Origin of the sequence: Enterobacter cloacae complex sp. 2021EL-01169, from assembly GCF_020733125.1 — a bacterium.
GTDB lineage: Bacteria > Pseudomonadota > Gammaproteobacteria > Enterobacterales > Enterobacteriaceae > Enterobacter > Enterobacter roggenkampii.
Window position 1 is genome coordinate 21,207 of record NZ_JAJFTC010000019.1, and the last position, 23,403, is coordinate 44,609.

The 23,403-nt window shown below is 45.6% G+C and carries 19 protein-coding genes; 7 read left to right on the forward strand and 12 right to left on the reverse strand.

The annotated features are described in order from the left end of the window. Window positions 1-39 precede the first annotated feature (39 nt). The 5 genes from LLF79_RS24325 to LLF79_RS24345 form a co-directional block, all read right to left on the reverse strand. Window positions 40-2,430 carry an Ig-like domain-containing protein gene (locus tag LLF79_RS24325; RefSeq protein WP_000694551.1) on the reverse strand — a complete coding sequence of 797 codons (2,391 nt, stop codon included), beginning with the start codon at window positions 2,428-2,430 and terminating at the stop codon, window positions 40-42. 402 nt (window positions 2,431-2,832) lie between these two features. After that, on the reverse strand, window positions 2,833-3,084 hold the full coding sequence (locus LLF79_RS24330; protein ID WP_000115760.1) for a hypothetical protein: 252 nt from the start codon (window positions 3,082-3,084) through the stop codon (window positions 2,833-2,835). A gap of 32 nt (window positions 3,085-3,116) precedes the next feature. Beyond that, window positions 3,117-3,320 (reverse strand): hypothetical protein, encoded by a 204-nt coding sequence (locus tag LLF79_RS24335; RefSeq protein ID WP_012477421.1) that lies wholly within the window; start codon window positions 3,318-3,320, stop codon window positions 3,117-3,119. Between the two features lie 221 nt (window positions 3,321-3,541). Further along, window positions 3,542-3,973 (reverse strand): hypothetical protein, encoded by a 432-nt coding sequence (locus LLF79_RS24340; protein ID WP_001251242.1) that lies wholly within the window; start codon window positions 3,971-3,973, stop codon window positions 3,542-3,544. Between the two features lie 103 nt (window positions 3,974-4,076). Continuing rightward, window positions 4,077-4,592 (reverse strand): hypothetical protein, encoded by a 516-nt coding sequence (locus LLF79_RS24345; RefSeq protein ID WP_012695482.1) that lies wholly within the window; start codon window positions 4,590-4,592, stop codon window positions 4,077-4,079. A gap of 331 nt (window positions 4,593-4,923) precedes the next feature. On the opposite strand from LLF79_RS24345, the gene LLF79_RS24350 reads away from it, so the two are divergent. The 5 genes from LLF79_RS24350 (at window position 4,924) to LLF79_RS24370 (ending at window position 10,403) form a co-directional block, all read left to right on the forward strand. Continuing rightward, window positions 4,924-5,688, forward strand: a complete 765-nt coding sequence (locus tag LLF79_RS24350; RefSeq protein WP_000277498.1) for a hypothetical protein — start codon at window positions 4,924-4,926, stop codon at window positions 5,686-5,688. Between the two features lie 80 nt (window positions 5,689-5,768). Beyond that, entirely contained in the window at window positions 5,769-6,530 is a 762-nt protein-coding gene (locus LLF79_RS24355) for a methyltransferase (RefSeq protein WP_001167418.1), read from the forward strand. Between the two features lie 93 nt (window positions 6,531-6,623). After that, complete coding sequence (locus tag LLF79_RS24360; protein WP_000149862.1) at window positions 6,624-6,887, forward strand: hypothetical protein; 264 nt, start codon at window positions 6,624-6,626, stop codon at window positions 6,885-6,887. A gap of 43 nt (window positions 6,888-6,930) precedes the next feature. Continuing rightward, entirely contained in the window at window positions 6,931-7,518 is a 588-nt protein-coding gene (locus LLF79_RS24365) for a hypothetical protein (protein WP_000491820.1), read from the forward strand. A 464-nt stretch (window positions 7,519-7,982) separates the two neighbouring features. Further along, window positions 7,983-10,403: an Ig-like domain-containing protein gene (locus LLF79_RS24370; protein WP_058688217.1), complete on the forward strand. Its 2,421-nt coding sequence runs from the start codon at window positions 7,983-7,985 to the stop codon at window positions 10,401-10,403. Between the two features lie 2,077 nt (window positions 10,404-12,480). Here LLF79_RS24370 and repHI2 read toward each other — a convergent pair. After that, entirely contained in the window at window positions 12,481-13,569 is a 1,089-nt protein-coding gene (gene repHI2, locus LLF79_RS24375) for an IncHI-type plasmid replication initiator protein RepHI2 (protein ID WP_000159528.1), read from the reverse strand. A 1,107-nt stretch (window positions 13,570-14,676) separates the two neighbouring features. After that, on the reverse strand, window positions 14,677-17,133 hold the full coding sequence (locus LLF79_RS24380) for an Ig-like domain-containing protein (RefSeq protein WP_001232713.1): 2,457 nt from the start codon (window positions 17,131-17,133) through the stop codon (window positions 14,677-14,679). A 372-nt stretch (window positions 17,134-17,505) separates the two neighbouring features. Here LLF79_RS24380 and LLF79_RS24385 point away from each other — a divergent pair, with 372 nt between their 5' ends. Further along, the gene (locus LLF79_RS24385) at window positions 17,506-18,132 is read left to right on the forward strand and encodes a hypothetical protein (protein WP_000966518.1); all 627 of its coding nucleotides are present in this window, start codon (window positions 17,506-17,508) and stop codon (window positions 18,130-18,132) included. Between the two features lie 57 nt (window positions 18,133-18,189). Here the strand turns inward: LLF79_RS24385 and LLF79_RS24390 are convergent, their stop codons facing one another. From LLF79_RS24390 to LLF79_RS24410, 5 genes are all read right to left on the reverse strand, one after another. Further along, complete coding sequence (locus tag LLF79_RS24390; protein WP_000535423.1) at window positions 18,190-18,471, reverse strand: hypothetical protein; 282 nt, start codon at window positions 18,469-18,471, stop codon at window positions 18,190-18,192. Further along, window positions 18,458-18,901 (reverse strand): hypothetical protein, encoded by a 444-nt coding sequence (locus tag LLF79_RS24395; RefSeq protein WP_001805248.1) that lies wholly within the window; start codon window positions 18,899-18,901, stop codon window positions 18,458-18,460. The genes LLF79_RS24390 and LLF79_RS24395 overlap by 14 nt, the downstream gene beginning before the upstream one ends. Before the next feature lie 60 nt (window positions 18,902-18,961). Then, window positions 18,962-19,138, reverse strand: coding sequence for a hypothetical protein (locus LLF79_RS24400; protein ID WP_000070862.1), 177 nt, complete (start codon window positions 19,136-19,138; stop codon window positions 18,962-18,964). After that, entirely contained in the window at window positions 19,135-20,826 is a 1,692-nt protein-coding gene (locus tag LLF79_RS24405) for a DUF4942 domain-containing protein (protein WP_000096325.1), read from the reverse strand. The genes LLF79_RS24400 and LLF79_RS24405 overlap by 4 nt, the downstream gene beginning before the upstream one ends. A 247-nt stretch (window positions 20,827-21,073) precedes the next feature. Next, window positions 21,074-22,237 carry a hypothetical protein gene (locus LLF79_RS24410; protein WP_000114860.1) on the reverse strand — a complete coding sequence of 388 codons (1,164 nt, stop codon included), beginning with the start codon at window positions 22,235-22,237 and terminating at the stop codon, window positions 21,074-21,076. Between the two features lie 369 nt (window positions 22,238-22,606). Here LLF79_RS24410 and LLF79_RS24415 point away from each other — a divergent pair, with 369 nt between their 5' ends. Further along, complete coding sequence (locus tag LLF79_RS24415; protein WP_227880542.1) at window positions 22,607-23,296, forward strand: Dam family site-specific DNA-(adenine-N6)-methyltransferase; 690 nt, start codon at window positions 22,607-22,609, stop codon at window positions 23,294-23,296. Window positions 23,297-23,403 lie beyond the last annotated feature (107 nt).

Consider the following 23,403-nt stretch of genomic DNA (forward strand, 5'->3'; position numbering starts at 1 on the left):
TAACAGGGTACGGCATACTACCGTACCCTTGTGTAGGGTTTATGTTTGAGGGAATTCTATAGCAAATGTGGCCGTGCCAGATTGACCACTTACAGCGGGAGTAACGGGATATGTGCGCTCTTCACCATTACCAAGATCCAGTGACAGCGATTTAGTTTCACCAGGCTGGACCGTAACTCCGGCAACCGTAACGCCGAACTGGGCGTTTTTCTGAACAGTCAGGGTTCCGTTTAACTGTCCGGTAATGATAGAACCGTCCTGACGACGCAACACACTGGTTCGGATGATGGCCAGCGGCGTGTTGTCCGTTGCTTTCAGTGCTACGGCTGTGGCCAGCGTCTTGAGATTATCCAGCATAATCAGGTTAGCTGGCTGGTAGGTAAAATTAAGCGTTTTAGTGGTCCGGTTACCTGATTCGTCAATAGCCAGAGCCTCCAGATGATACATCTGTCCCGATTCGTCAGTATTGGGGAAGATTCTGGGGTATTCAGGAATAAAGACATCCTTGGATAGCGGCGTGAATGCAAGGGTGACCTTTTCAGAGTTAGGTCCACCAGCGAGCTGAAGCGATATCAGGGAAGCATCCCCAGAGGCATCAGTAACGCTTATGCGTAGGTTCTCAAGCCCTTTAACCAGTTTTCCTTCTGCGTCTGCGCCATTAAAGCTGAACGCAATAACCGGAAGCGTTGAGTCAATTTTCAGCGGTGCATTAAGCGTTTTGGTTCCTGTGTTTCCAACAAGATCCGTGGCAGACACGCTAACAACCGTATAATCCCCGTCCGGTAGACCAGCGTATGAGAAAGTGGCGTTTTTGGTTTTATAATCGCTTTCACTGACAGTCACAGGCTTCAGGGTGAAAGTTTCCCCCCGGGCATTTTTAAGGGTGGCTTCGAAAACTTTGGTATCCCAGTAGCTGATGTTCCAGGCGTTGACGCGATCATTATCGGTGGCCGTCATAGTGATTGTCTTGGAGGCCTTGTTTACCTGAGCGACATTAACCACCGGTGGGTTGTTATCCCAGATAACCGTAAAATTACCAGCAAGCGCATCGAATATGCTGTCACCATCTTTTCCCGAGTAAAGATGCAGATACTCAAATCCTTTGTCACTGGTGTAGTTGAAGTTAACCGTCATCTCGCATGAACTTTGTCCGACAGGAATAGTGCAGAACCAGGCTGCATTTTTTACCGTTCTGAACTTTTGCACGTATGGTCGGGGTTCTGCGGTTACCTTTATGCGGCTAATGGTGGCGGTTTTAACGCTGATTGAGGCCTGAGTTAACCACTCACTGGTATCACTCCGGTACATCTCTTTAGCCACTATCTTCGGGGCTATTTCCATCGCCGGGGCTGGAGTGAAGTTGAGGGAGTTATGATGAATTCGTCTTACTCCTCCCGCCAGAGTCTGAAATTCATGATAAGTATCCCCCACATTTGGATATATGTATTTGAAAGTATAGATATTATAAGTGCTATCGGACGTCTGGAAATTCGAGTCCGCCCAGCCATATTTGGAACCGTTAACAGCAGTAAAGTCACTTTTCTTCCTTAATACCCGTACGGAAATAGGGTTCTGGAAGACGGTCATGCCAGACTGATAGGAGACCCATGATCCGGTAGTGGCGTCCTGCACCTGGATGATATCGTCAGGCTTAACCCGATCAATTACGCTTCGGCGGCTTAGTTCGCTCCTGTTTCCCGCTTTGTCATAAAGGTAGATCCCCACTTTATATTCAGAGCGGTTTTCCGGTGCCAGGGCATTGCTGCTTGCGTCGGCGACTTGAACGGTTACGCTACCTTCCACTGTATTAATTTCCGCTGGCTTTTTACGCTCCACTCCAGCGGCATCGGTTATGAAATATTCAGCATTAGCAAGCCCGGAACCTTTATCACTCAGTCCATTAAAGACCAGTGCCTGGACGCTGGCGTACTGCATACCGGCTGGTACTGAAGTGAAGATCGCTTCGCTGCCAAAGTTCCACCCATTTCTCGTATAACTTATGGTACCCGTTGCCGGAGGCGTTCGGTCAATTGCAAGCGGGTAATCCTGCCGGGAGACCTCCTTCCCTTGCAAGTCGGTAATCACCTCTCTGAGGGTGAAGCTATCTTCTCCCATCGCTGGTACGGTCAGAGTCTTGCCGTAATAATCAAAGCCTGTCGAAGATGTGGTACGGTCATCAACGGTAACCAGGCTGCTTTTCGTGCTCCAGATGAGGCTCCCGTCACTTTTCAGCAGACTGAGCGTAATATAACGGTCCAGACCGGAAATAACGGCAACGTCAAAGCTCGTTACCGGATTAATCCATACGGATGCAGGCGATACGGTCTTTTTAACGTTCAGGGTATCTTTAAAGCTGAATTCTGCGATTTCAGCGGAAGCTCCTGCGCTGAAACCTGCAAATGCAATAAGCAGGGCTAGTTTGATTTTCATGGGTTGTCTCCTGATCAGGTTCCCCATGATACTTTTTCAGTGTTCGTGATCTTTTCGGGAAAATAGCTATTTTTGATGTTTTTCTTTTCTGCCCGGCGGGACTTTTTTTGTTTACGTGAATGCAACAAAACCAGAAAAGTTACTTTTTGATAGGGTAAAATTAGGTTTCCCTAATTTCCAGAAGCAAGCGAAAGCAGAACTAGCTTAATAGCCATTAAGAACGCCATACCTATTGATAAATAACGCTCCTTACATTTAATGATTTGAGCATTTAAAAATGAATTAGCGAAAGAATTTTGGTTTGCTTTTTATTGCATGAGTAAAACAGTATTAATAATCCGGAGCCATTAGAACGTACTCTAAAGACTCCGGTATACAGATATCTTGCCAGTAAAAATGGCCTTACTCCTCATCATCCCCCAGCGCTTTTTTGATGGCGCGGCGGCGGGCTGCATCACCTACACGATATCCGACTGAATATACGTCATTCAACCGGCGCAGAATAAGATTTATTTCCTCATCCTGAATGTAGGCAGGTAAACACAGAACCACGTCGCCATCTTCATCATAGACTCGAACAACTTCCTTCTGCCCATCTCGCTCGCGAATAATCTGGACATGCTGAACCCTGGTGTATTCTGGGTTTACGCTCATTTTAAGTATCTCTCTGTAATTGTTGTTACCAGTTAGCTATAAGCCGGATAATTCTGGTATTCAGTGTTCTGCACAGCAATCGCCTGCTCGTGGATCATTGACACTGCCAGGCGGGCTTTAACTCGCTTGCTGGTGAGAAAACGCTTCACTTCTTTAAGTTCGCTGCCAGCCGACAGCATATTGAAGACATGCTGTTTGAGACTGTTGTTATTTTTGGCCACTTGTTTCTCCATCATCTTTGTACATGGTTATTTCAGGCTGGCCTGCCAGATCACACACGTTATCCATATGCTTTTGGACCCAGTCTGTTAGACCCAGACCTTCGGCCTTTGCCTGATTGACGTAACGCAGTTTACGTTCAGGGGTAACCCGCATCTGTAGTTGTGCCGTCGCTGGAACCGCCTCTTTCAGGGCGTTAAGGCCCCTCTGATCACGGGCCTGAATTGATGGTTTACCGCTAGGCATCTGATGTATCGCTCTCCCGGCGAGCGGTGGACAGCTCTATTTCTTTTGCGATAGCTTTATCTATGGCATCCAGCTGCATGGCAAACTTGATTTCAAGCGAACAGCGTAATGCCTTCAGGGCGCGTTCTTTGGTGCTGTATTGTGGTATGCCGTTCTGGCTACCATTCATGCCTCGCATGCGGCGGGAGGTTGCATCGACAACCTCTCCCTCTTCCCGTGTGCCGTGAACCGTAGTTCCGCTCCATGTCGGATAAACAGTGCCAGTGGCGGTGTTGAAGCTCCAGCCGTTTTGGTATTCCCCCGAGACCTCTGGTACGGGCATATCGCGTTCAACGCCATAGTCAGACCAGCGTAAAGCGCGGTTTATTCTGGCCTGTGCCACCAGCTCATCATACGCGGCTTGTTCTTTTTTATTCATCGCCATTTAGGGCAATCTCCTTAGAGGGGAATTAGGTGTTATATCGGTACGTAAGTGCTTTTCAGGCCTAATCTCTGACAAGGCCTGATGTGCCAGACTGCCGTTGCATTCACCGTTTTATGGCGGTTGACAGAGCCTCATTAAGAGCCGCAATTAGCTCAGGCGAAGTCGGCTCCAGATTTTTGGAAGCGTTCAGCAGCTCCTGAAGTGAAGAGATTTCCTTTGGCTCCACCTGGTTTGTTTCAGGTGCCGTTTTTTGCACTTCATCCAGTGTACGCTGTGCACCGTTATCCAGCACCAGCACCCCCCCGGCACGAATTTCTGAAATGGTGCGCAACGTATACATCAATTTATCCCAGACACGGCTACCAACCTCGAACCCGGAATCAGCTACTTTTTCTTCATTATGCTTTTGAAAAATTTCTTCTAACCAAGTGGTGAAGCGCTTTCCAAAAGTATTGGCGGCTAAAGAAGTGCAGGAATAAACCTGTTCGACCTGTTTTGTTCCATTTTTATCAGTGAATGTAATGAGACCGATTCGGCCACTGTTAACAGTGTAAAAGCGAGGTTGAAAGCCAGCTTTGAGAAGGTTTTCAATAGCTGAAAAAAAATCTTTTTTGAGCATCGGTTTCAAAATGGTTTTCCTTTTATGCCCGGTGCCGCCGGGGCGGTGGCGTTAAATATACGCCATGTAAGTAAATTAATTTATACCCATTTGATTGTCAATACAAACAAAAAAACAAACCATGTTTATTATTTTATCAACGATGCTATTTTAAAGTCCGTCTAAAATAAAAAACCAAAAAGTTAAATTTGAAGCCGTCCTTCCTAAATTCATTTCTTGCGCATATTAGCACCCTGCTTTAAGTAAATAATTTTTGAAAAAGTTGTCTGGAGGTTATTAGCTCGTGCATCTGGATTGGTAATATAAAGCCAACACAGAAAAGGAAAACAAAATGTATAAATTAGTATCTCCTCGTGAACTGACTGAGATTATTACCGGTTTACTGCTTAAACCTGAACTCCTTGGTGAGCTGGACTCACCAGAAAAGCATCGGATGTTTATGGCAGATTTAGGCCGCGTGGTGGCCGAACATTGTGGAGGTCTGGTAAACAGCGTCGTCTTGCCAGGAACAGAAGTTACAGTGTCGGATGGGTTACCGCTTAATGGCCAGCCGGTACGTTATCTCGGAATCAAAGAGAACATCCCTCACCTCCTTGTAGAGCCTGATGCTTCCTTACCTTCGCTCGCTAAAAACGTCTGGATGTATGCAGATCCTGAAGGCTGGAAAGAACATTTTGGAGCTGAGGAAGACTGCCTTACTCCTGAAATGATGCAGCTGTTCCGTAAAGGTATCCAGGCTCTTCAGAAAGAGCATGACACCCCTGAAATTAGCCTCACACTTCAGGACTGGCGCCTGGAGGAGGAAACACTGCCAGAAGAGGACAGTCAGGCCTATCAGGTCAGCGTTACCGGCCAACATAACATCCACTGTGAAGTTGTTAACAAGGAAGGTAACCCCTGTTTTGGTGTCATGTTCGAAATCGATCAGGGTGTGCCTGCCTTACACATCAACACCGGCGGGGATATGTTGCTCCACATTCATTGCGCCCATAACGGACTCGTTCTGACCCCTGATGCAAGCGGTCAGCGATTTGATAAGGCTCCCGTTGACCGCTTCTCTTATAACAGCCCATCCCTGCTGTTGTCTGCCGACTAACCAAGGCCAAATCTGAATTGTCCCGTTTAAGTAACCAACCCGCTGCCGCCAGGCGGGTAAATCCTCTTAATGGAGTTTTAATGCAAATCTCAACTGAAGTTCTGAACGTCTTATCTCGCTGCCGTGCTGAAGGGAACTTTCTTTTCCTGGCCGACCAGCTCGACCGCAGCATTTATGTTAAGACAAACAAAGTGCTCGAAGCCGCCGGTGGCAAATGGAACCGAAAAGAGCAGGCACATATTTTTACGGCGGATGCAGCTGAGCGTATCGAGCAAATCATTCTGACAGGTTCGGTTGACATCCCACGAGATCTGTTCAATTTCTTCCCTACACCTGAGAATTTAGTCACAGATATGGTTCTACGCGCTGAACCAGCTGCCGGGGAGCGTGTACTGGAGCCAGAGTTTGGTGATGGCCGCATTCTGAAAGCCTTAAAACTGGCGGCTCCGGATGCATTGATTACCGGGATCGAATTGAACGATGAGCGATTCCTTGCAGTGAAGAACGATAGTGTCCTTAGCACAGGAGTCGAGCTGGTGCATACCGACTTTCTTGGGTACCAGCCCGATGAAACTTTTGATGTTATCGTTATGAATCCACCATTCCTTAAACGCTCTGACGTTAAACAAGTCATGCATGCCATCGCAATGCTCGCTAAGCGAGGTCGCTTACAGGCCATTCTGTCAGCTGGGGTATTGTTCCGGGAAGACACACTGACAAAAGCGCTCAGGGAGCGAGTCAAACAACTTGGCGGACAAATTTCGCCTCTTCCGGATGATACATTTAGGGAGTCCGGAACAAAGGTCAAAACAGCCCGCCTTGAAATTGATCTTCGCCGCTAACTGACAAGCAACCGGAAAGAAATCTTAATACGAGTAGCCGGTTAAAGTTACCTGACCGGCTTAACTGACTAAATCAATAAAGAGTGAACAGAAATGACGCATACTGCCGTTTCTCAGGCTAATAGTGCTTTGCAGCTACCCACGGTGGAGCATGTCTACGCTCTTCTGAAAGCAAATTGTAAACCTGACCGCTTTGACGGGCGTGACGGACCCGTGTGGGGCCAGGAATACTCGTGGAATCTGGCAAAAGATCGCTTACAGGATCTGGAGAAATACGGTAAGGCATATGTCTCCCGTCATGAAGACCGTATGGGGGAAGGATTTAGTTTTGGTCCTGACCTGTTAATTATTCGCTAACGCTCCTAATGCCTGATGATATGGTAAGCACAACTGGAAAAATATGTTTTCAAAGCCTATGACCACTTTCACACCAGAACGTATTGAACAAATTTTGGAATTTGCCGAGGGTAGTAACCCAAGCGAAGCAATGAGTCTCAGAGCTGACGAAGTTGCTGTACTGGCACGTATTGGAAAGGCAGTTATGTCGATTGCGCCTGTTTATCAGTGCGAGTTTTGCCACCATGACGCAACCGGGCAACTTCAGTGGCACTGGGAAGATGTGAACAAAGCTTTTTATGATAAATACGATCCAGACAGACGCGGAAGACGTCGAATCCTCTATACCGCCCCGCCGATGCCTTTAGTTTCGGCTGACCTGCTTAACATGGCTTCATCTGCTATTGAAGACTTGCTCACTAACAAAGACAGAAGTGGTGCGGGAATGTGGAATGACATTCCAGAACAGCTACGACGCGCAGCAGAACTGGTAATGGATAATAGCCGGGCCGCTGAAACAGAAGCGATGCTGATGCGTCTTTATGTAGAATGTGACACAGGTGAGCGCAGGGGCAACGGCACTCAATCTGGCGTAGCAATGCCTTCTTGGCAAACCGTTGAAGAGGCACGTGTGTTGCTAGGGGTGAAATGATGCAGTTCTCGCCAGGGCAGTTTGTAATTCACAACAAGAAGCGCCTTGCGGAACGAAGGTAGACGTACTGACTGAGGTTCACTCCCCTCTCGACTGGTGGCGTAATGCCGCCAGGTTTTGATTCATATATGCCGTCCGTTAACGCATTTATATCTGACATACCTAATTTATCCTGATTCTTTTTTACACAAAGTAAAAGCATCACTTAATGCGATATGTGGATGCCGATAGTTTCAGGCTAATGTTATAAGTTTTGCAATCGTTGCCAGTTTGGACACCACAGAAATGTCAGATGTAATTCCAAAAAGAAAGATTTCCGTCCTGAACGCACAATAAGGTTTGTCGAAAGGCAAATTATAGATTTGTAATTTCGAGCACCATATGGAGAAGTTTTTTATACTTTTACGAACATAGTGACCTTTAGGAAAAGCTTAAAATAACACCAAACCTAAAGGGGAATAAGAATGAAACATCTCGCTTTTATTACTGCTGTAGCCGGACTCGGTATGTCTGTTCAGGCCCCAGCTCAGATATATGAATCGGCCTTTAAAGACACGAACGGTATTGAGATCCACGCCCCGTCTTCTCGTCTTATGCTTAATCCGGCATCACCGGTAACTTTGACACTTATTTCAGGTCTTGATCGTTTCGTTAATGTCAAAGTCACGAAAGACACTGGAACTGTCATTCTTAATACTACGACTACACGGACGGGTGTATCAGACCGACTAACAGCTGCTGACGGTAGTGAGTTCTACGGCAAAAAAGTAACTTTGCCTGCTTTGGGTGAAGGCAAATTTGTCGTTCAGATAAACGTGTTAGATCTCAATCAGAAGCCTGTAGCGACCTATAACTATAACTGGCTAATTGATGTCATCCCTCCAGCGGCAAATGCTCTTACCGCTAATACTGGTTCTGGCTCTACCGCTGGTGACGTGTGGAAGCTTGGATTAGAGGCAACGGGGCAGTATGACTTCACCTCTTCGGGCGTAAGTGATGCAAATGGTATTGATAAGGGCCTAATATATATTTACAGGCAGGACGGTAGCCTCTACAGCACTACACAGATGCAGTATGACGTATCCGGCCAAAAGATGTACCACACTTACTCTAAGAATTCAGTTAAGGGAACCGGAATACCAGACAGCAACCTGGATGAAGACTTTACTGCAAAAGTTGTTATCTTCGATAACGCAGGTAATAGCCGAACGCTGCCAACTCAAAAATTTCGCTACGACAACACGCTGGGTGAGATGACACTGTGGGCCGTTCATGATCCAAATACGTCTTCCAGCGTCGTACCCGGGGTTTCTAATTATCCGGCTTACAAAGCCGGTATGGTCGTTAACGAAAACCCTATTCGATTAGTCTACCGGATCCCAAAATCTAACTACCGTGCTTATTCAGAAGGTGGGCTTCAGTTCATCAATCAATATTCCGCCCCCAAAGAGATAGCTGTAGACAGCACTTATGCTTATGTTGAAATGACTCTTCCCTATGGCTCAATTAATGGGGATATGGCTCGTATGGCGAACTTTGGCCAGTGGGGAGGGTATTATCCGTCATACAGCCTCGTTCTAAACCCATCTGCAAACCAAACGCCTGCATTTGCGGGTACCTGGGTAGATTTCCTCGATGATAAGGGGAACTGGGTTAAGTGGAAGGATTTTGAGAGTGTGGCTTCATCACGACTGCCAATTAAAATTTCCCGACTTCGTTTTAACGTTGAAGCCCGGCCCTTTGCACAAGAGATCGGCGGTAAGGCGACCTGCACCATTCCGGCAGGAAAAACCTCGTGTGAAGCGCCTGAGACGTTTGATATGGCCTTGGGTACCCAGGGCTACAATAGGATCCTTTACTTCGTTCGCAGCATCAGCAATCCCATTTTGCGGTCTGAGCAATGGATTATGACACGCTGGAACAATAAACAACTGCCGGTAATAAACTCGATATCATATGACGAGACTAACAAGCAGCTGGATGTACTGGCGTCACTTGAAGGCGATGGTAACTGGTTCGACTCGGTCTCATTGAGGGAATTTTATCTTTCCGATAAGAACACCGGTACCCGGATGTCACCCACAGGCGTAATCAAATCTCGTATCTCAGGTAACTACACGATTGCTTATGATTTATCCCGTCAGTCTGAAGGAAAATACAACGTTGAGGTCAACATCAGGGACTTCTTCCAGAACCAGACCAATAAAACTTTCGGAGAAATTGCTCTGGATAACACTCCTCCGACAGTGGCCATAACATTCGACGGAAAGCCGGTAAAAGACGATACGGTAGTGTACGGCCTGGAGAACCTCAGGATCGCTCTGGCAGATAATCTGACAACCCCGAGGATAACCCGTCTTCAGCTCGTAGGTGGCCCCACAGCTGATAACGTTGAGCTTACGTGGTCACCGGCAGGCAAAGATACATACATGCCTGAGTATCCGAGGCTGTTCCCAAATTTCGAACCATCTGAAAATTATTCAATTAGCGTAACAGTTGCCGATAGTCAGTCGAATACCAAAACCTATACTCAGAAGTTCAGTTATCTACCGAATAACCTTGTGCAGTTACATAATCTACGCACATTATCGGTCAGTTCGCCTCTCAAAACGACAGATGGCGTACCCCTTGCGTACCTGTCCACTAACGTTCTGCGTAAGACAAATGGAGAAATTGCTAAAGGGGTCCAGAACGCAACGCTGACTGTGCGGAAGGATGCAGCCTTCGGTATTAAATTTAACGGGGCACAGGCGGCTCCAGGTGAGTCAGTTGAGGTGCAAATAGATATGGGCCAGGGGGATAATCTTCTGTTACCCGTTTATCCTTCCGAAAATGGGAAAGTTGGCACCTCAGAATTCATGATTCAGATCGACGAGTTGAAGTAACTACCCGGAGCCGACAGTAAAACTGACGGCTTCAATTTTACTGCCCTCCTTGACTCCGATCAGCCAGTACGTCTTCAGAGATTCGCAAGGAAGAACCGAAAGAAAAGTTACTTTAATCGTACGTTTCCAGCGATGCTTTTAAAAGACAATGCACACTCGTTGATTACGACAATGGGAGTGAGTGTCGAAACCCTTGAGTAAGGATACCCGGTAAATATACAGCCCCGGGGATCCTCTTCCTTCAACCGGGGATGACAACGGTAGTGAGTCCGGCAACTCACTCCCGTTGTCACTTCTCTGACATATCGTCATACGAGCTTACTCAAGTGCATCCACAAAGATGGGATCGTTTTGAATCTAAACTGGTACTGGTTAGCCAGTCACTTGCATCTATTCCCCCGTCGATACTTAAGTGACAATTGTAGTGATCTGCAATACTGGTGTCTCAGAAACACTGACGACGGTAGAGACTCAATACCCTAACCCCTGACAACAGGAGTGAGCTTAGAGGTGTTACGCTGCTGTCACTTAATGCTTGGGAATTGCCTGACTCACAACCATTGTCATCCGGAGCTACTGATTAACGTTGAACCGCTGGACTTTAATGACAGTGGTAGTGATGGATAGGCTCATTTCCATTGTCGTCATTTTATCGGACAAGCCTCTTCGTCCTACAGGTTTAAGCTGACAATGGTAGTGATTGGATGATCTCACTACTGTTGTCACTCAGTTCTTTGAGCGGACCCTTCCCTCGGTTGGTCGGCATTAACAACGGTAGTGACTCGATTGGCTCACTGCCATTGTCATCGTGTAAATGACGTACCTTATCAGCTCAGCTGAAAGCAATGACAACGGAAGTGACTCTAATTGCTCACTGCCATTGTCGTCGTGTCTATTGAGAGCCTTATCAGTGCACCTGAAAAGCAATGACAACGGTAGTGATTCTAATGGCTCACTACCGTTGTCACCGTGTGTATTGAGAGGATGGTCCACTTAACTGGACGTCTATGACAATGGTAGTGACTTTAATAGCTCACTACCATTGTCGGCGTGTGAATTGAGAGGATGATCAGCTCAGCTGTACGGCCATGACAATAGTAATGACTTAATGAGCTCACTACCGTTGTCACCCTGTTAATTAAGAGGCTCATCTGCTCTTCTGGAAGGCTATGACAACGGAAGTGACTTGCTGGGCTCAGTGCCATTGTCGCCGTATGAATTGAGAGGATCATCCGCTCTTCTGGATGGCAATGACAACGGTAATGACTTAATAGGCTCACTACCGTTGTCATCCTGTAAGTTAAGAGGTTGATCTGCTCAACGGGACGACTATGACAACGGTAGTGACTTGCTGGGCTCACTACCATTGTCACCCTGTGAATTGAGAGGTAGATCCGCTTAACCAGACGTCCATGACAACGGTAGTGACTTTCTGGGCTCAATACCGTTGTCACCCTGTGATTTAAGAGGTTGACCCGCTCTACTGGACGGCCATGACAACGGTAGTCACTTTCTGGGCTCACTACCGTTGTCGCCACATAGAATGAGAGGAGCATCAGCTCAGCTGAACGGCAATGACTACAGTAATGAGCTGGATGAAGCATAACCATTGACATCTGGCCCAACCGGAAGCCGTATTCGCCAATCCAATCGAGATTCACAATGGCCGTGACTCGCCGCATTAAGTTCCGGTGTCCTCCCAAAGCTGAACGCACACTCGGAGGACAATGACAATGCCAGTAAGGTACACATCATTACCATTGTCACTATAGCTACCAGAGAAGCCGGGATTTGAATGTCGATGGTAGTGAGTGGGTCAACTCACTGCCATTGTCACCCCGTTACGATATTTTCCGTTGGATGTACTGGCCAATGAAGTAAAGCGTAGAAACCGGGTGTTAACAGGTGACTCAGGAGAAAGCGTTGAATTCGCAATCTCGATCTACATAGGGTGGTAGAGAACAATGACAACGGTAATGACTTTTGACTCATTACCGTTGACGTGAAAGAGCGGGCTGGGACTAACGAAAATCGAAGAAGTAATTTAGCACCCGGAGCCTGAACCGCCGGGTTAACTTTAGCTGGCGTTGCTGTTCTTTTTCTGGCTTCGAAGACTACGAATATAGCGCAGTTCTTCAGCGGTTAAATCATGGACGGTAAGAACATCATCGCCGTCTATCGGGTCAGCTGGTGGGCATAACTCACCTTCTAAAACAGAAGACCCTGAGTTCTCTTCTTCATCTTCAACCACTTCTAAAGGAGGCTGAGTATTGTTCAAATTCAGATCGGGATCCCGCTTATGAATCTGGAAGTATACTTTTCCGTCTTTCTTAATTTCGGTGTACTGGAGGTATCCTATCGATGCCAACTCTTCAAGAGCCTTTCTCACGGTAGCATTCTGACTATTTGCTCGTGTTTTGAGGTTCAGACGATTTTTCAGCCGAGTAAGGGATATCGGTATAGGATTTGGCGGTAATGACTCTATGAACGTATAGAGAGCCTGGGCGCTTTCCTTCTTGGCCAACTCCTTAATTGCCTTCAGCTGCATCAAAACCTTATGATCGTATTGATAGAGCTCGAAAATCTTAGGATCAACCTGAAGGACAACCTGATCTGATTCCGGGTCTAACAGGGCAGACTGTACCAGATGCGTTGTATAGACTTTGGACGAGTTATTACTGGTGAACGACAAGGTAACGGATGCTAACCTGCGTAAGGAGGCGTCTATACGTTTTCTGGACGCTGTAGATGAGCGATAATTTTCAGGCGTACATAGCTTGAGGAATTCAGTGAATTTTAAGCTTATCGTGTCATTGTTAATCGGATGATTGGCATAGGTTCGAATGATGCCCATCCACGTCTTAAAATCTACTGACATATCAAGACGCTCACCGACAATTGAAATATTGGTGAACCCCTCGCTCTCCATTAAAGAGAGCGTCTGTAACTCTTTCGTTGCGTCAAAGCCAACCGTTTTATATTCCCGATTTTGACGCCCCACACTCTTTGGTGATGGGACGAACAGCCCGAGCCGCATCAAAGCAATAGACTGCACCGTACGGTTGCTGTTAGGACGCAAAATGATGTCTTTACCTGATTCTTTCTCTCTAACAGAGAAAGCCCTGGTGACCAGGTCCTGCTGCTCAGTATCTTTCTCTTTAGTCATAATAAGTTATCACTGAATGTGTAAACAGATTGGTGAATAGTAAGCCCCAGCGAACTCTATGTCACTGGATGGATCATTGTGATGATCCATATCTGTGCATAAGTTCTACCTAAAAAAACGACTCCACTCATTAAAACTTGGCAAAAACTCTTTGCATACAATGACCTGCAACTCTTATCAACAACGGATCAGATCAAGTTAAAAAGATCTAATGAAAAGTCACTACTATTGTCGCTCTGATCACTACTGATGTCAAAAAACTCATTACCAACGTTATAATAATCACTACCAATGTCAAAATAATCACTACTGTTGTCACTGATCACGTCTCAGGCCTTGTGCCGTCTGGCCTGGAGGCAGCGGGGATCTCTTTTGATCTATCAGGAACACTAAGGTACTAATTATTGGAACTACCTTGTGGAAAATGGGGATAAATAAATGCTTAGTTCTTATACAGGTCTCAACTTGCCTCCCTGATAAAAACTGTCGTCAAAGCTAAATCACAGCCACAGGCATTTTCGGTGGATAAATTTTTGAGAAATAGAAGCATACATGCAGACTCGTGTCGCAAGTAATTGAAAGTAATAATTTATTTAAATAATGCGAGTCACCTTACCTTACAGTGGAAGTTTAAGTCTAACCTCACTACCATTGTCACTTAAAATCATTACCAACGTCGAAATAGTCTCTACCATTGTCTTTTAAGTCACTCCCGTTGTCACTTATGTCGCTACTGTTGTCAGTGACAATGCTCCAGCCCAGTAACCATGCGGCCTACAGCGTACCGGGATCTTCTTTGTACTCTCTGGCACCTTTGGGATCATTTATTGGATCTACATGAGGGATAAAATCTTTTGACGATTTCGTAGTGCAGTTATACCAGCGACTTAGCAAGACAAAAGCTGCAATTTAGTGACGAGTTACTAGTCTGCCCAACAAGAGCAATGCAGAGAAGATATGTGGTGAAATGACCATGGTAGTGAGTCTAATCACTACCATGGTCCGCAGTAAGCGTTACTTACGCAATGAACGTCGGACTGATTTGCAACAACATGGGCTACGGCGCATCAGAAGACGGCCGTTGTGCTTCAGCAAAACAGCCCTGCTTTATTTTAATTCTTCAATGTTAATCATGAACTCAGATCTGCCTGTAAGGCCGGATACAGCAGGGAAAATAGGAAAGCTACGGCTGTCCCCGAGCCCCAAATCCAGTTGAAGCTCTTTGCTTTCACCTGGCATCGCAGAAACACCATTTACAGTCACGCCGAATGCAGCGTCCTTACGGACAGTAAGCACTGCGTCCTGAAGCCCTGTAGCGATTGAACCATCCTTTTTACGCAGCTGGCTGGCATACAGAACAGCCAGAGGAGTATTGTCAGATGTTTTGAGAGAAGCATTGACAGCTAAGGTTTTCAGATTCTCTAGCCTGACGAGATTGTTTGGAAGGTAGTTAAATTCGACTGAGCTTTCTTTAACGTTGTTCATCTCATCTTTGGCCTGAACTGTGAGAGTGTATGTTTCGCCTTCATTAAGAGACGGAAAGATCTTGGGATAATTAGGTGCATACAGGTTGTTTCCCAGATTCACCCAAGACAATTCCACCGCATCAGAAACAGGGCCACCGCGAAGAGTCATACGGCTTAAGGATGGTTTAGTTAGAGCATCGGTGAGCTGTATACGGACGTTCTCCAGCCCATATACTGTTACGTTTTTGCTGATCGGTTTTCCTTCGTAGCTAATACTTACAGATGGTGCTGTATTATCAACGACAACAGTTTGATAAGGGAGGTTACCGGTATTGTTGAATGTATCTTGGGCATTAATTACCACGTTATAACTGCCTTCTGGTACCTCTTTCATGTTGAACTCATACGTGTAGTTCCCAGACGCCATATTTCTACCTGTTTGTTTGCCGGTTACGCTTATTTCTGCGTTGTTACGGTTTTTATCTGACAACCAAACTCGATTTACATAAACATGGTCGAAATATGAACCATCTCCAGGTTGATTCACGTAAACCTGGAGAATGTTGGTGGTTTCAATGTAATCAAATCCAGTGACGGAGGGACCCAGTGTATGCCAGGCTATATTCTCCCATATAGGGGCAAAGAAGGTTGCTTCGGTGGTTGACCTTACTTCATAGCCACTATGAAGATAGCCGGTAGTGCCATTTATAATATCCTGGGGCAAAGAGACGGTACAGGTTGTTGAGCCAGCTGGAATACTGCATGTTGCTCCGCCAGTGATTTTTTGATCATATGGCCTAGCCTGTACATTGAACCGGATATTAGTAAGTTTTATAGGCATATCAGATGCCTTGAACAGGTTCCAGTTTACGCTGTTGAACCATGTTCCATCAGCCTTTTGTCGTTCTATGGGTGAACTTCCCCAAGCCGGACTCTTTACAGAGGCAGGATCCCAGTTGAGCCAGCTGGCATACTGACCAAGATCTCCTCCAGACCATTGATATGTATTCACAGGTCTATAGTAGTTTCCATCTAAGGCACCCTGTGGCAGCTTAACTTCCACGTAGACATAGGTGGCATCTTCGGAAAGGACCTGTACTCCGCCATAGTTATTGGTAATGCTCATGCCACCATTTCGATATGGCTTCCAGTTAGTTCTTGGGATACGTATAACCAACTTGTAGGGGTTTTCCAGCACTGTAAGGCCTCGTTTAAACGGGACGTATCCCGAAGAAATGCCGGGTACAACACTGGTGCTTACACGTGAGTCATGAACTGCAAATGGCGTAAATTCTCCCATTTGATCGTCATATAAAAACCGCTGGGGAGGAATGTTAAGCGTATTTCCTGCCAGGTCCGTAACGATGAAATTGAAGGTGAATTCTTCATCAAGATCACTTGAGGGCATGCCAGCCTGGGTGTTCATATCTTTAATCCACGGATAGAACGCACGTTTATTGGCTGTGTCATAACTCAGGTTATTGTCGGAGACCACAGAACCATTACTTCGTTTAATGACAAGACGGATCTTGGCAATTCCACTAGCATCCTCAATACCGTCTGCAAATATAGAAAACTGGCCACTACCGCCTCGGCCCAACTCCCAAAGTGGCCCAGAAAGTACCATGTCGTAACCTGCGTTTTGACTCGGATAAATACTCTTATAGCGTGGAGGAGTTGTATCAACGATGAAATGATAAGTAGATGTGCTCACTACAGTCTGGCGAATATCCAGAGTTTCATTGACTACAGTAAAGGTCCCTTCTCCGAGCGCCGGTAGAACCATATCCTTTCCATAGTATTCTGTTCCATCGGCAGCAACGATACGATCTGCAACGCTCGTTTTGGTCGAGACGGAGGAATACATAACCTTTTTATCGCTGTCTCGTGTGACCGTCACTCGCTCGTACCGATCAAGACCCGATATCAAGTTCAGAGTCAAAACACCAGCGGGATTAAGATATGTTTGTGTTGCAGGCTTAATATTCCGAACAGCCTTATTGGTATCTGTAAATGAGTAGCTAAATACCTGAGCATGTGCCGAAGATACAGTAGCAAGGGCAGTTGCAACCATGCAGCCAATTAGAGTTTTACGCATATGATGCTCCGGGAATAGGTTATAGCCTTATTCTACGGATTCAGCCTACAAGGTCCGGTCGGATAAAGTGATAATTTGCCTGTTAAAAGAGACATCAAGTGAGAAAGCAACCAACGTACAGAATGCAAAATGGCGGCAGTGCATCTGGATGACGCAAAAGTAACTTTTTGTACCCACTTTTTTGGATTTTAGCCTTCAAAATGAGTATTCAACCAATCATAAAAGTAACTTTTGATAGACGCTGCTCCTTTATGTTTGCCAATTGTGCTGATATGTTTTTAAATTCAAGGAAGCGAGATTTTAAAAGCATCTGTTGAGTCAAATTTATGTAAAATAACAGGGTAACCATCACTTCTAGGTTGAGGAAACCCAATGTTATACATGCTCTTATGCTGTTTTCTGATGCTCAACAGTACATTCGTTATGTTCAGAGCAATGTCTGCAATAAGTAAAGGATCCGCTAAAGAAAACCGGTCTGAAATATCGCTGATAGTCCTAGCAACACTTGGAATTGCATCACCATTCATTGTCGCAATGATTACTATTAATGAAAGTATGACATCTAAAACAGTAACAGATTTTTCTTTGGGTGCTCAGTGGTCCGGAATGGTTTCAGCGGTAGCGCTAATGGGGTTATATGCTCGACGCGTTTGGAAAGAGAAGAAGTCCTTATTTACTGGCGCTTTCCTGGCCTCTTCCTTAATGGCCTTTATTTTTACTGACAGCCTTGTTTTCGTATCCCAGAAGGACACCGGCGTTCTGGCTACTTTCGTACTCGATAAAAACGCTGGAGATATTGATTGTAGTCGCCCGGCTATGATTGTCCATTACAGTAAAGGTGTTCCAACGGACTGGCGTTGCCCAACCAGTATCATGTTGATGGCGTATTCTTCATATCCTTTTTTACCTTGGCCTGAGTATAGCCATGGTACCAGCCAGTCTCTTACGGTTGTTATTGATACATTTATGGAAAACGCTGTTAATCTCAGTCAAAAATAATAAATAAACCTCTCTAGTGAGAGGTTTTATAAACCTGAGCCACCAATCTAATTAACTCTATATTTTTGTTTTAGCTTTTTTAAAGGTAGACTTACCGAATAAAACAGCAATTATAGAGCAAAGGCCTGGCGTTAGGACAAAAGCTAATAATGCACTGCCAAAACTTGTCATTTCAGGCACCACGAACCAGCTGATAGGCCACGTCAGGGCAGGTAAATTTAGCGGATCATAAAGCGCATGTAGAGCGCTTAACACACAGTAAAGTGCTAAAAAGCAAACTAGATAAACAACGATCCACATTTTAATTTGCTCAGCAATTTCAAATTTAGGACTGCCCATGCTTTACCTCAGTGGCTGAATATTGATGGTTAATATCTTTAATCACCCGTAAGCACTTAGTGCATACCTTAGTTCGATTTGTCTGCTTGTCCAGAGTGTATTTAACTTCAAGTTGACCTCCAGCATTAAGCAAAGTGAGCATCTCATCTTCTAACACGCTTCGGTAAATGGTCTTGTCCGAGAGTGTGCCCGGTAACGAGTACTCAACATAATTGTTTGAAACTCTTACCGATTTAGGGATTTTACCACTGAGCTGGATTTCATTCGTTGAAGGCATTACAGTTACTTTAATCACAGTTGCCGGTGACCAGAAATCCTGATAACGCACTTTATGAATTTTATCAGCTCTAAGGCCTAACCACACATTTCCGGCGATAAGAACAATAAGCAATCCATAAACTGATCGTCGAATGTTACGCCTTTTAATCACAATGTCCCCCATCCCTCAAATATCATTCTAAATAACTGCACCAGGATATCATGAGCGTAATTAAAAGAATTCTTCATAACCGGGGTTTTCAGTTGAGTTTGCGGACTCTTTACTTTGCGGTTTCTCGCCCTCTATTTGAGTATCCCTGACAGGTTTGGATTTACCCATGCTCCTCTGAAAGGTATCCATAACAAACTCAATATCTTCTTCTGGCAGGCTGGTGGGTTGGTTGCTCATAGGACTTCCTCTTGTTGAATACGTTCGGCGTACAGGATGCGAACCGAAACGGTCGTGTTTTCAAACTCGTTCTCAAAAACGTCCATCCATTCCGTCCGGAATTCTTCCCCCAGAAGGTTATCGAGCCCCTGAAGAGATAATGGAAGAACGGCTGCTAGAGATCCCCCGGCTGCGAGATGAGATGCAGCTGCCTGGAGATGCAGCCTGGCCCGGTTATCGGCAAAAGGTGGGTTCATCACGACATAATCAAACTTCTTCTGTTGATTAGACTTAGACCATGTGAGGAAGTCAGCTTCTGTCGTATCGTATCCCTTAGCCCGGGAGATAAGGCAATTCAAAGTATCAAGCTCGATGCCAGTAACGATCACACCGGCAGGGAATGATTTAAGCAAATCCGCATGGCCAATATTAGGCTCCAGGAGGGTATCCCCTTCCCCTGCACCGAGCAGGGAATATACATATTCGCTGATTCGGCAAGATGAAGGGTAAAACTGATGCGATACAATATCAGGCATCTCCCCTATCTGGCCGATGTAACGAATAACCTCACACGGATCATAGGAAAATGTCACATCGTATTTTGTTACTGTTGCCCCTAAGAACCGAAGGGTGTCAGCGGCAACACTCGAAGATTTGCGTTCGGCGAGAGACCCTAAAGATGTCCAGCAACTCCATTTATTGTCCCCGTCATTTTTAAACATTAGTTCAGAAAGCTGCATCCGGGTATCAAAGTCGATGCACTGCTTAAGTACAGGGAATGCCTCCAAAGATTTCTTGCTATGAGCCATGCGGTCGGCAGGTAATGCCAGCGGTACGATAGCTGATAAAATATTGTTAAGCCGCTCGGCGATATCAGGGTGGACGTCAATATGCATTGATCCATTTTTGTAAACCCTGAAACGAATACTGTTGCCATCGATGCAGATCCATTTTCTGAACCCCTCATGTTCGACCAACGCCTCAACCAATGATTTGGTGTTATGGATCGCCTTCACCTGTTCGCCACGGAAGAATGCGCATATAACGCGGAGCTCGCTCAGTGGTGAAATGCCAGACTCTTTAAAATCCACCCTTAATTTCTGCCAGGGGTATTTAGACGGCTCGCAAACTCCGGTAGTGATCATGCGGGTGGAGAACCCAAAAGCTTTGTTTGTCTTATGACTGCGGCTCAGAGACTGGAAGACGTCGTAAACCCTTTCTTTAATAAATTGATTGCGGTCATTAAGCAAAGCAACGACTGTGCCTACTACAGCGTCAGCTGTGAAATCAGGGATCACCTGAGGCGGCATAATATAGCGGTCGGCCGTAAACTGCTTATCCCATTCGTTACGTTTGGCATCCGACATGATAGGCAAAACATCAGTGAGTGCCATAACGCGTTTCCAGTATTCAGATCTCAGAGCGTTTTCCGCGAACAAGGCATCCGCTTCAGAGATACTGTGGTTGTAGCCTGAGAGATAAGAATAAAGTTTCTGGTGATTGTGGGTTTTGAACTGGACAGCCATGTGTTTCAACAAGCAGAGTTCATCATTATAGGACTCAACAAGATCCGCGATAATGCCGAGCTCTTTGCGCATATCTGGAAGAAATGTTTCAGAAGAGCTAACCACCAGGCTATGAGAGGTTGTTAAAGCCAGTACGCTGTGACCTGCATTATCGGGTTTAGCTTCAGAATCAAGAGATGACATTTTACCGGTCCTTTAGAAAAAACTTTTACCAGGATAGCAACGTCGCTCTGTAACCTAATAGGTTCAGTGACACGAAAAAGTTTTTTATGTCTCTGAATAAAACTTAAAGATGTCAACTCATAGAAAGAAGCAAAAAAAAAGCCCCGCATAAACGGGGCAAGAACGATACATGGAGGTTTAAAAAAGGCGGGCAAAAAGCCTGAATCCTTAATGACTCTGACAAAACCAACACTTTGCCAAAAGTAAATTATTCTGCGTCCGGCTGTGGGTCAGTATCCTGATCGGTCTCTTCCCCTGCCTTCTTAGCATTTTTTTTACGTGGGTATTTTGGCTTCTCACCATTAAGTTTTGCCTGACGATTCTCCGCACGGCGAAGCTGCTTGTTCTCTGATTCTGTGATCTCTTTTGAAAGATTTCTCAGCATCTCCAGAGTACTGCGGTTCAACGTAATGTTGATTTCTTCGTCAGCACTTGAATCTGTCATCTCCGGCAATTCAATATCCCCCAGTTTCTGTAATAAGCTGGTGGTGATGAGTTTGACGCCTTCTACGGCTTTTGTGGCAATAACCGGCGGAATCCGTGCTGGCTTGAAGTCTGAAGGTCTGACTCGTACCTGACCATGTTGGGTTTTTTTCACCGTGATGCCATTCGCATCGGCCTGCTCAAGTTCCGCGATCATCTTCTTGATACGTGAAATTGCTTCTGTTTCACCGAGCTCATCGATCAGTGAAAGCACGTTAACATACGAAATAGCGTCAGCATGAATCCATTTCTTGATAACAACAGAACAGGTTGTCAGGCGGATAAGAGAACTGATGGTCGTCGGGCTTTTATTTTCACGTTGAGCAATTCGTTCGAGTGACCAGCCAGCAAGAGAATGTAGGCGACGATAGGACTCGCCAAGCGCAACAGGAGAAAGCGCAAGACCACGGTTACCATCAATGGTCGCGAGCTCACAGCCAATTTCATCTTCTTTAATCTCAACGCAAAGGATTGTGATGTCATGATCTTCATCACATGCCATCATTGCGGCTTTTAAACGGCAGTGCCCCTGGCGAACAAAAGGTACCCCATCAATGACACGTACTCGGATAGGGTCTACATAGTCACCTCGAATGTAGGCATTCTTGATGTTGTAGATGTGTTCTTCAACCTCAGGGAGCTTATAGTAATCGTCACCCATTCCCATTTCGCGGGAGTTGAAGCCTGGCGTGACCTGAATTACTGAAGGGTGGATAGCCCATGCTTTCTGGTCACTTACTTCAGTACAAAGTTCAGGGTTTGCATCACGGAACTGTTTAAGCCCAGTGACGTAACGACCTGTGCCAGTAACTACTGAAAAGGCAACATGGGCCGTTTTAAAGACCTTGTCATTAGCTTGCTGTGTAGGTTCTGTCAGTAAAACACTCATAGGGGCTCCGTTACATTTTTCTGCTTACTTTCTGCGTAGCGGGGATACTACCGAAAAAAAAATCCATAATTTTTCGCAAAAAAGGTACTTTTTGAGCCTATTCTGATTTTTCACAAAAAAAGAGGGCTCCCCATTTCTTGTGATGGCATCAAAATCGCTTCATAAACAAAGACATAAATCCAAAACATAAAGTTCAGGTATCAGTGAGGAAAAATCTTATAAATCCGCAATGCTGAAAGTCAAAACTGTGCGTCTTAAACAACTTTTTTTTGCTCCCTAAGTTATTAGTTAAAGCCCGTGGTTAGGTACGATACCAGCACCTAAATTTCTCTCTCAGGTATAGACACTTTGACTCGACATCTCAGACACATGCCGATAATCAAATGGGCTGGTGGAAAAACGAAACTGATGCCTTTCATCAGCCATCACTACCCACACGATCATAGTTGCCGGTGGGTAGAACCCTTTATAGGCGGTGGTGCCGTTTTTCTGAACATGTTTGCACAAAATGCATTGCTTGCAGATAGCAATCCAGACTTGATCAACCTATACAGGACTATTCAAAGACAGAAAACTAACTTTATAAATCAGGTCCAAAACCTAGCGGATAAAACCTTTGTCGAAAAGGACTACTATGAGATGAGGGACCGTTTCAACAAAACCTGTATTTCTGGTCAACCGCTTCAAAGAGCGGCTTTGTTTTACTCCCTGAATCGCCTGGGCTATAACGGTATGTGCCGCTATAACTCAGAAAGAATCTATTCAGTGCCCTGGGGGAAACATACAGAACTGAAGCTTGACTTCAATAAAATAGACTACCTTTCATTTCGTCTTTCAGGTATTGAACTGATCACCGCTGGTTTTGAGGAGACTCTGGCCGCAACCGGCGAAGGAGATCAGATTTATTGTGATCCGCCATATGACAAAACAAGCAAAACTAGTTTTGTCAGTTACGATGGTAAACCGTTCAGCCAAAGCGACCACGTGCTGTTAGCAAATATGCTCGTTGACGCTCACAGAAAAGGCGCTGCTGTTGCGATGACCTGCCCCCACGATTAGATACAACACTCAGTTAGTAACGTCGGAATCTTCATTCTCAGAATGACCCTTTCTCCAGCCCGCTGCAAATTCAGACGGTGTCTGATAATTCAGCGTGGAGTGCGGGC

Bases quoted from the DNA above. Each gene is read 5' to 3' on its own strand.
- LLF79_RS24325 (WP_000694551.1), bottom strand. From the start codon at position 2,430: ATGAAAATCAAACTAGCCCTGCTTATTGCATTTGCAGGTTTCAGCGCA.
- LLF79_RS24330 (WP_000115760.1), bottom strand. From the start codon at position 3,084: ATGAGCGTAAACCCAGAATACACCAGGGTTCAGCATGTCCAGATTATT.
- LLF79_RS24335 (WP_012477421.1), bottom strand. From the start codon at position 3,320: ATGATGGAGAAACAAGTGGCCAAAAATAACAACAGTCTCAAACAGCAT.
- LLF79_RS24340 (WP_001251242.1), bottom strand. From the start codon at position 3,973: ATGGCGATGAATAAAAAAGAACAAGCCGCGTATGATGAGCTGGTGGCA.
- LLF79_RS24345 (WP_012695482.1), bottom strand. From the start codon at position 4,592: ATGCTCAAAAAAGATTTTTTTTCAGCTATTGAAAACCTTCTCAAAGCT.
- LLF79_RS24350 (WP_000277498.1), top strand. From the start codon at position 4,924: ATGTATAAATTAGTATCTCCTCGTGAACTGACTGAGATTATTACCGGT.
- LLF79_RS24355 (WP_001167418.1), top strand. From the start codon at position 5,769: ATGCAAATCTCAACTGAAGTTCTGAACGTCTTATCTCGCTGCCGTGCT.
- LLF79_RS24360 (WP_000149862.1), top strand. From the start codon at position 6,624: ATGACGCATACTGCCGTTTCTCAGGCTAATAGTGCTTTGCAGCTACCC.
- LLF79_RS24365 (WP_000491820.1), top strand. From the start codon at position 6,931: ATGTTTTCAAAGCCTATGACCACTTTCACACCAGAACGTATTGAACAA.
- LLF79_RS24370 (WP_058688217.1), top strand. From the start codon at position 7,983: ATGAAACATCTCGCTTTTATTACTGCTGTAGCCGGACTCGGTATGTCT.
- repHI2 (WP_000159528.1), bottom strand. From the start codon at position 13,569: ATGACTAAAGAGAAAGATACTGAGCAGCAGGACCTGGTCACCAGGGCT.
- LLF79_RS24380 (WP_001232713.1), bottom strand. From the start codon at position 17,133: ATGCGTAAAACTCTAATTGGCTGCATGGTTGCAACTGCCCTTGCTACT.
- LLF79_RS24385 (WP_000966518.1), top strand. From the start codon at position 17,506: ATGTTATACATGCTCTTATGCTGTTTTCTGATGCTCAACAGTACATTC.
- LLF79_RS24390 (WP_000535423.1), bottom strand. From the start codon at position 18,471: ATGGGCAGTCCTAAATTTGAAATTGCTGAGCAAATTAAAATGTGGATC.
- LLF79_RS24400 (WP_000070862.1), bottom strand. From the start codon at position 19,138: ATGAGCAACCAACCCACCAGCCTGCCAGAAGAAGATATTGAGTTTGTT.
- LLF79_RS24405 (WP_000096325.1), bottom strand. From the start codon at position 20,826: ATGTCATCTCTTGATTCTGAAGCTAAACCCGATAATGCAGGTCACAGC.
- LLF79_RS24410 (WP_000114860.1), bottom strand. From the start codon at position 22,237: ATGAGTGTTTTACTGACAGAACCTACACAGCAAGCTAATGACAAGGTC.
- LLF79_RS24415 (WP_227880542.1), top strand. From the start codon at position 22,607: ATGCCGATAATCAAATGGGCTGGTGGAAAAACGAAACTGATGCCTTTC.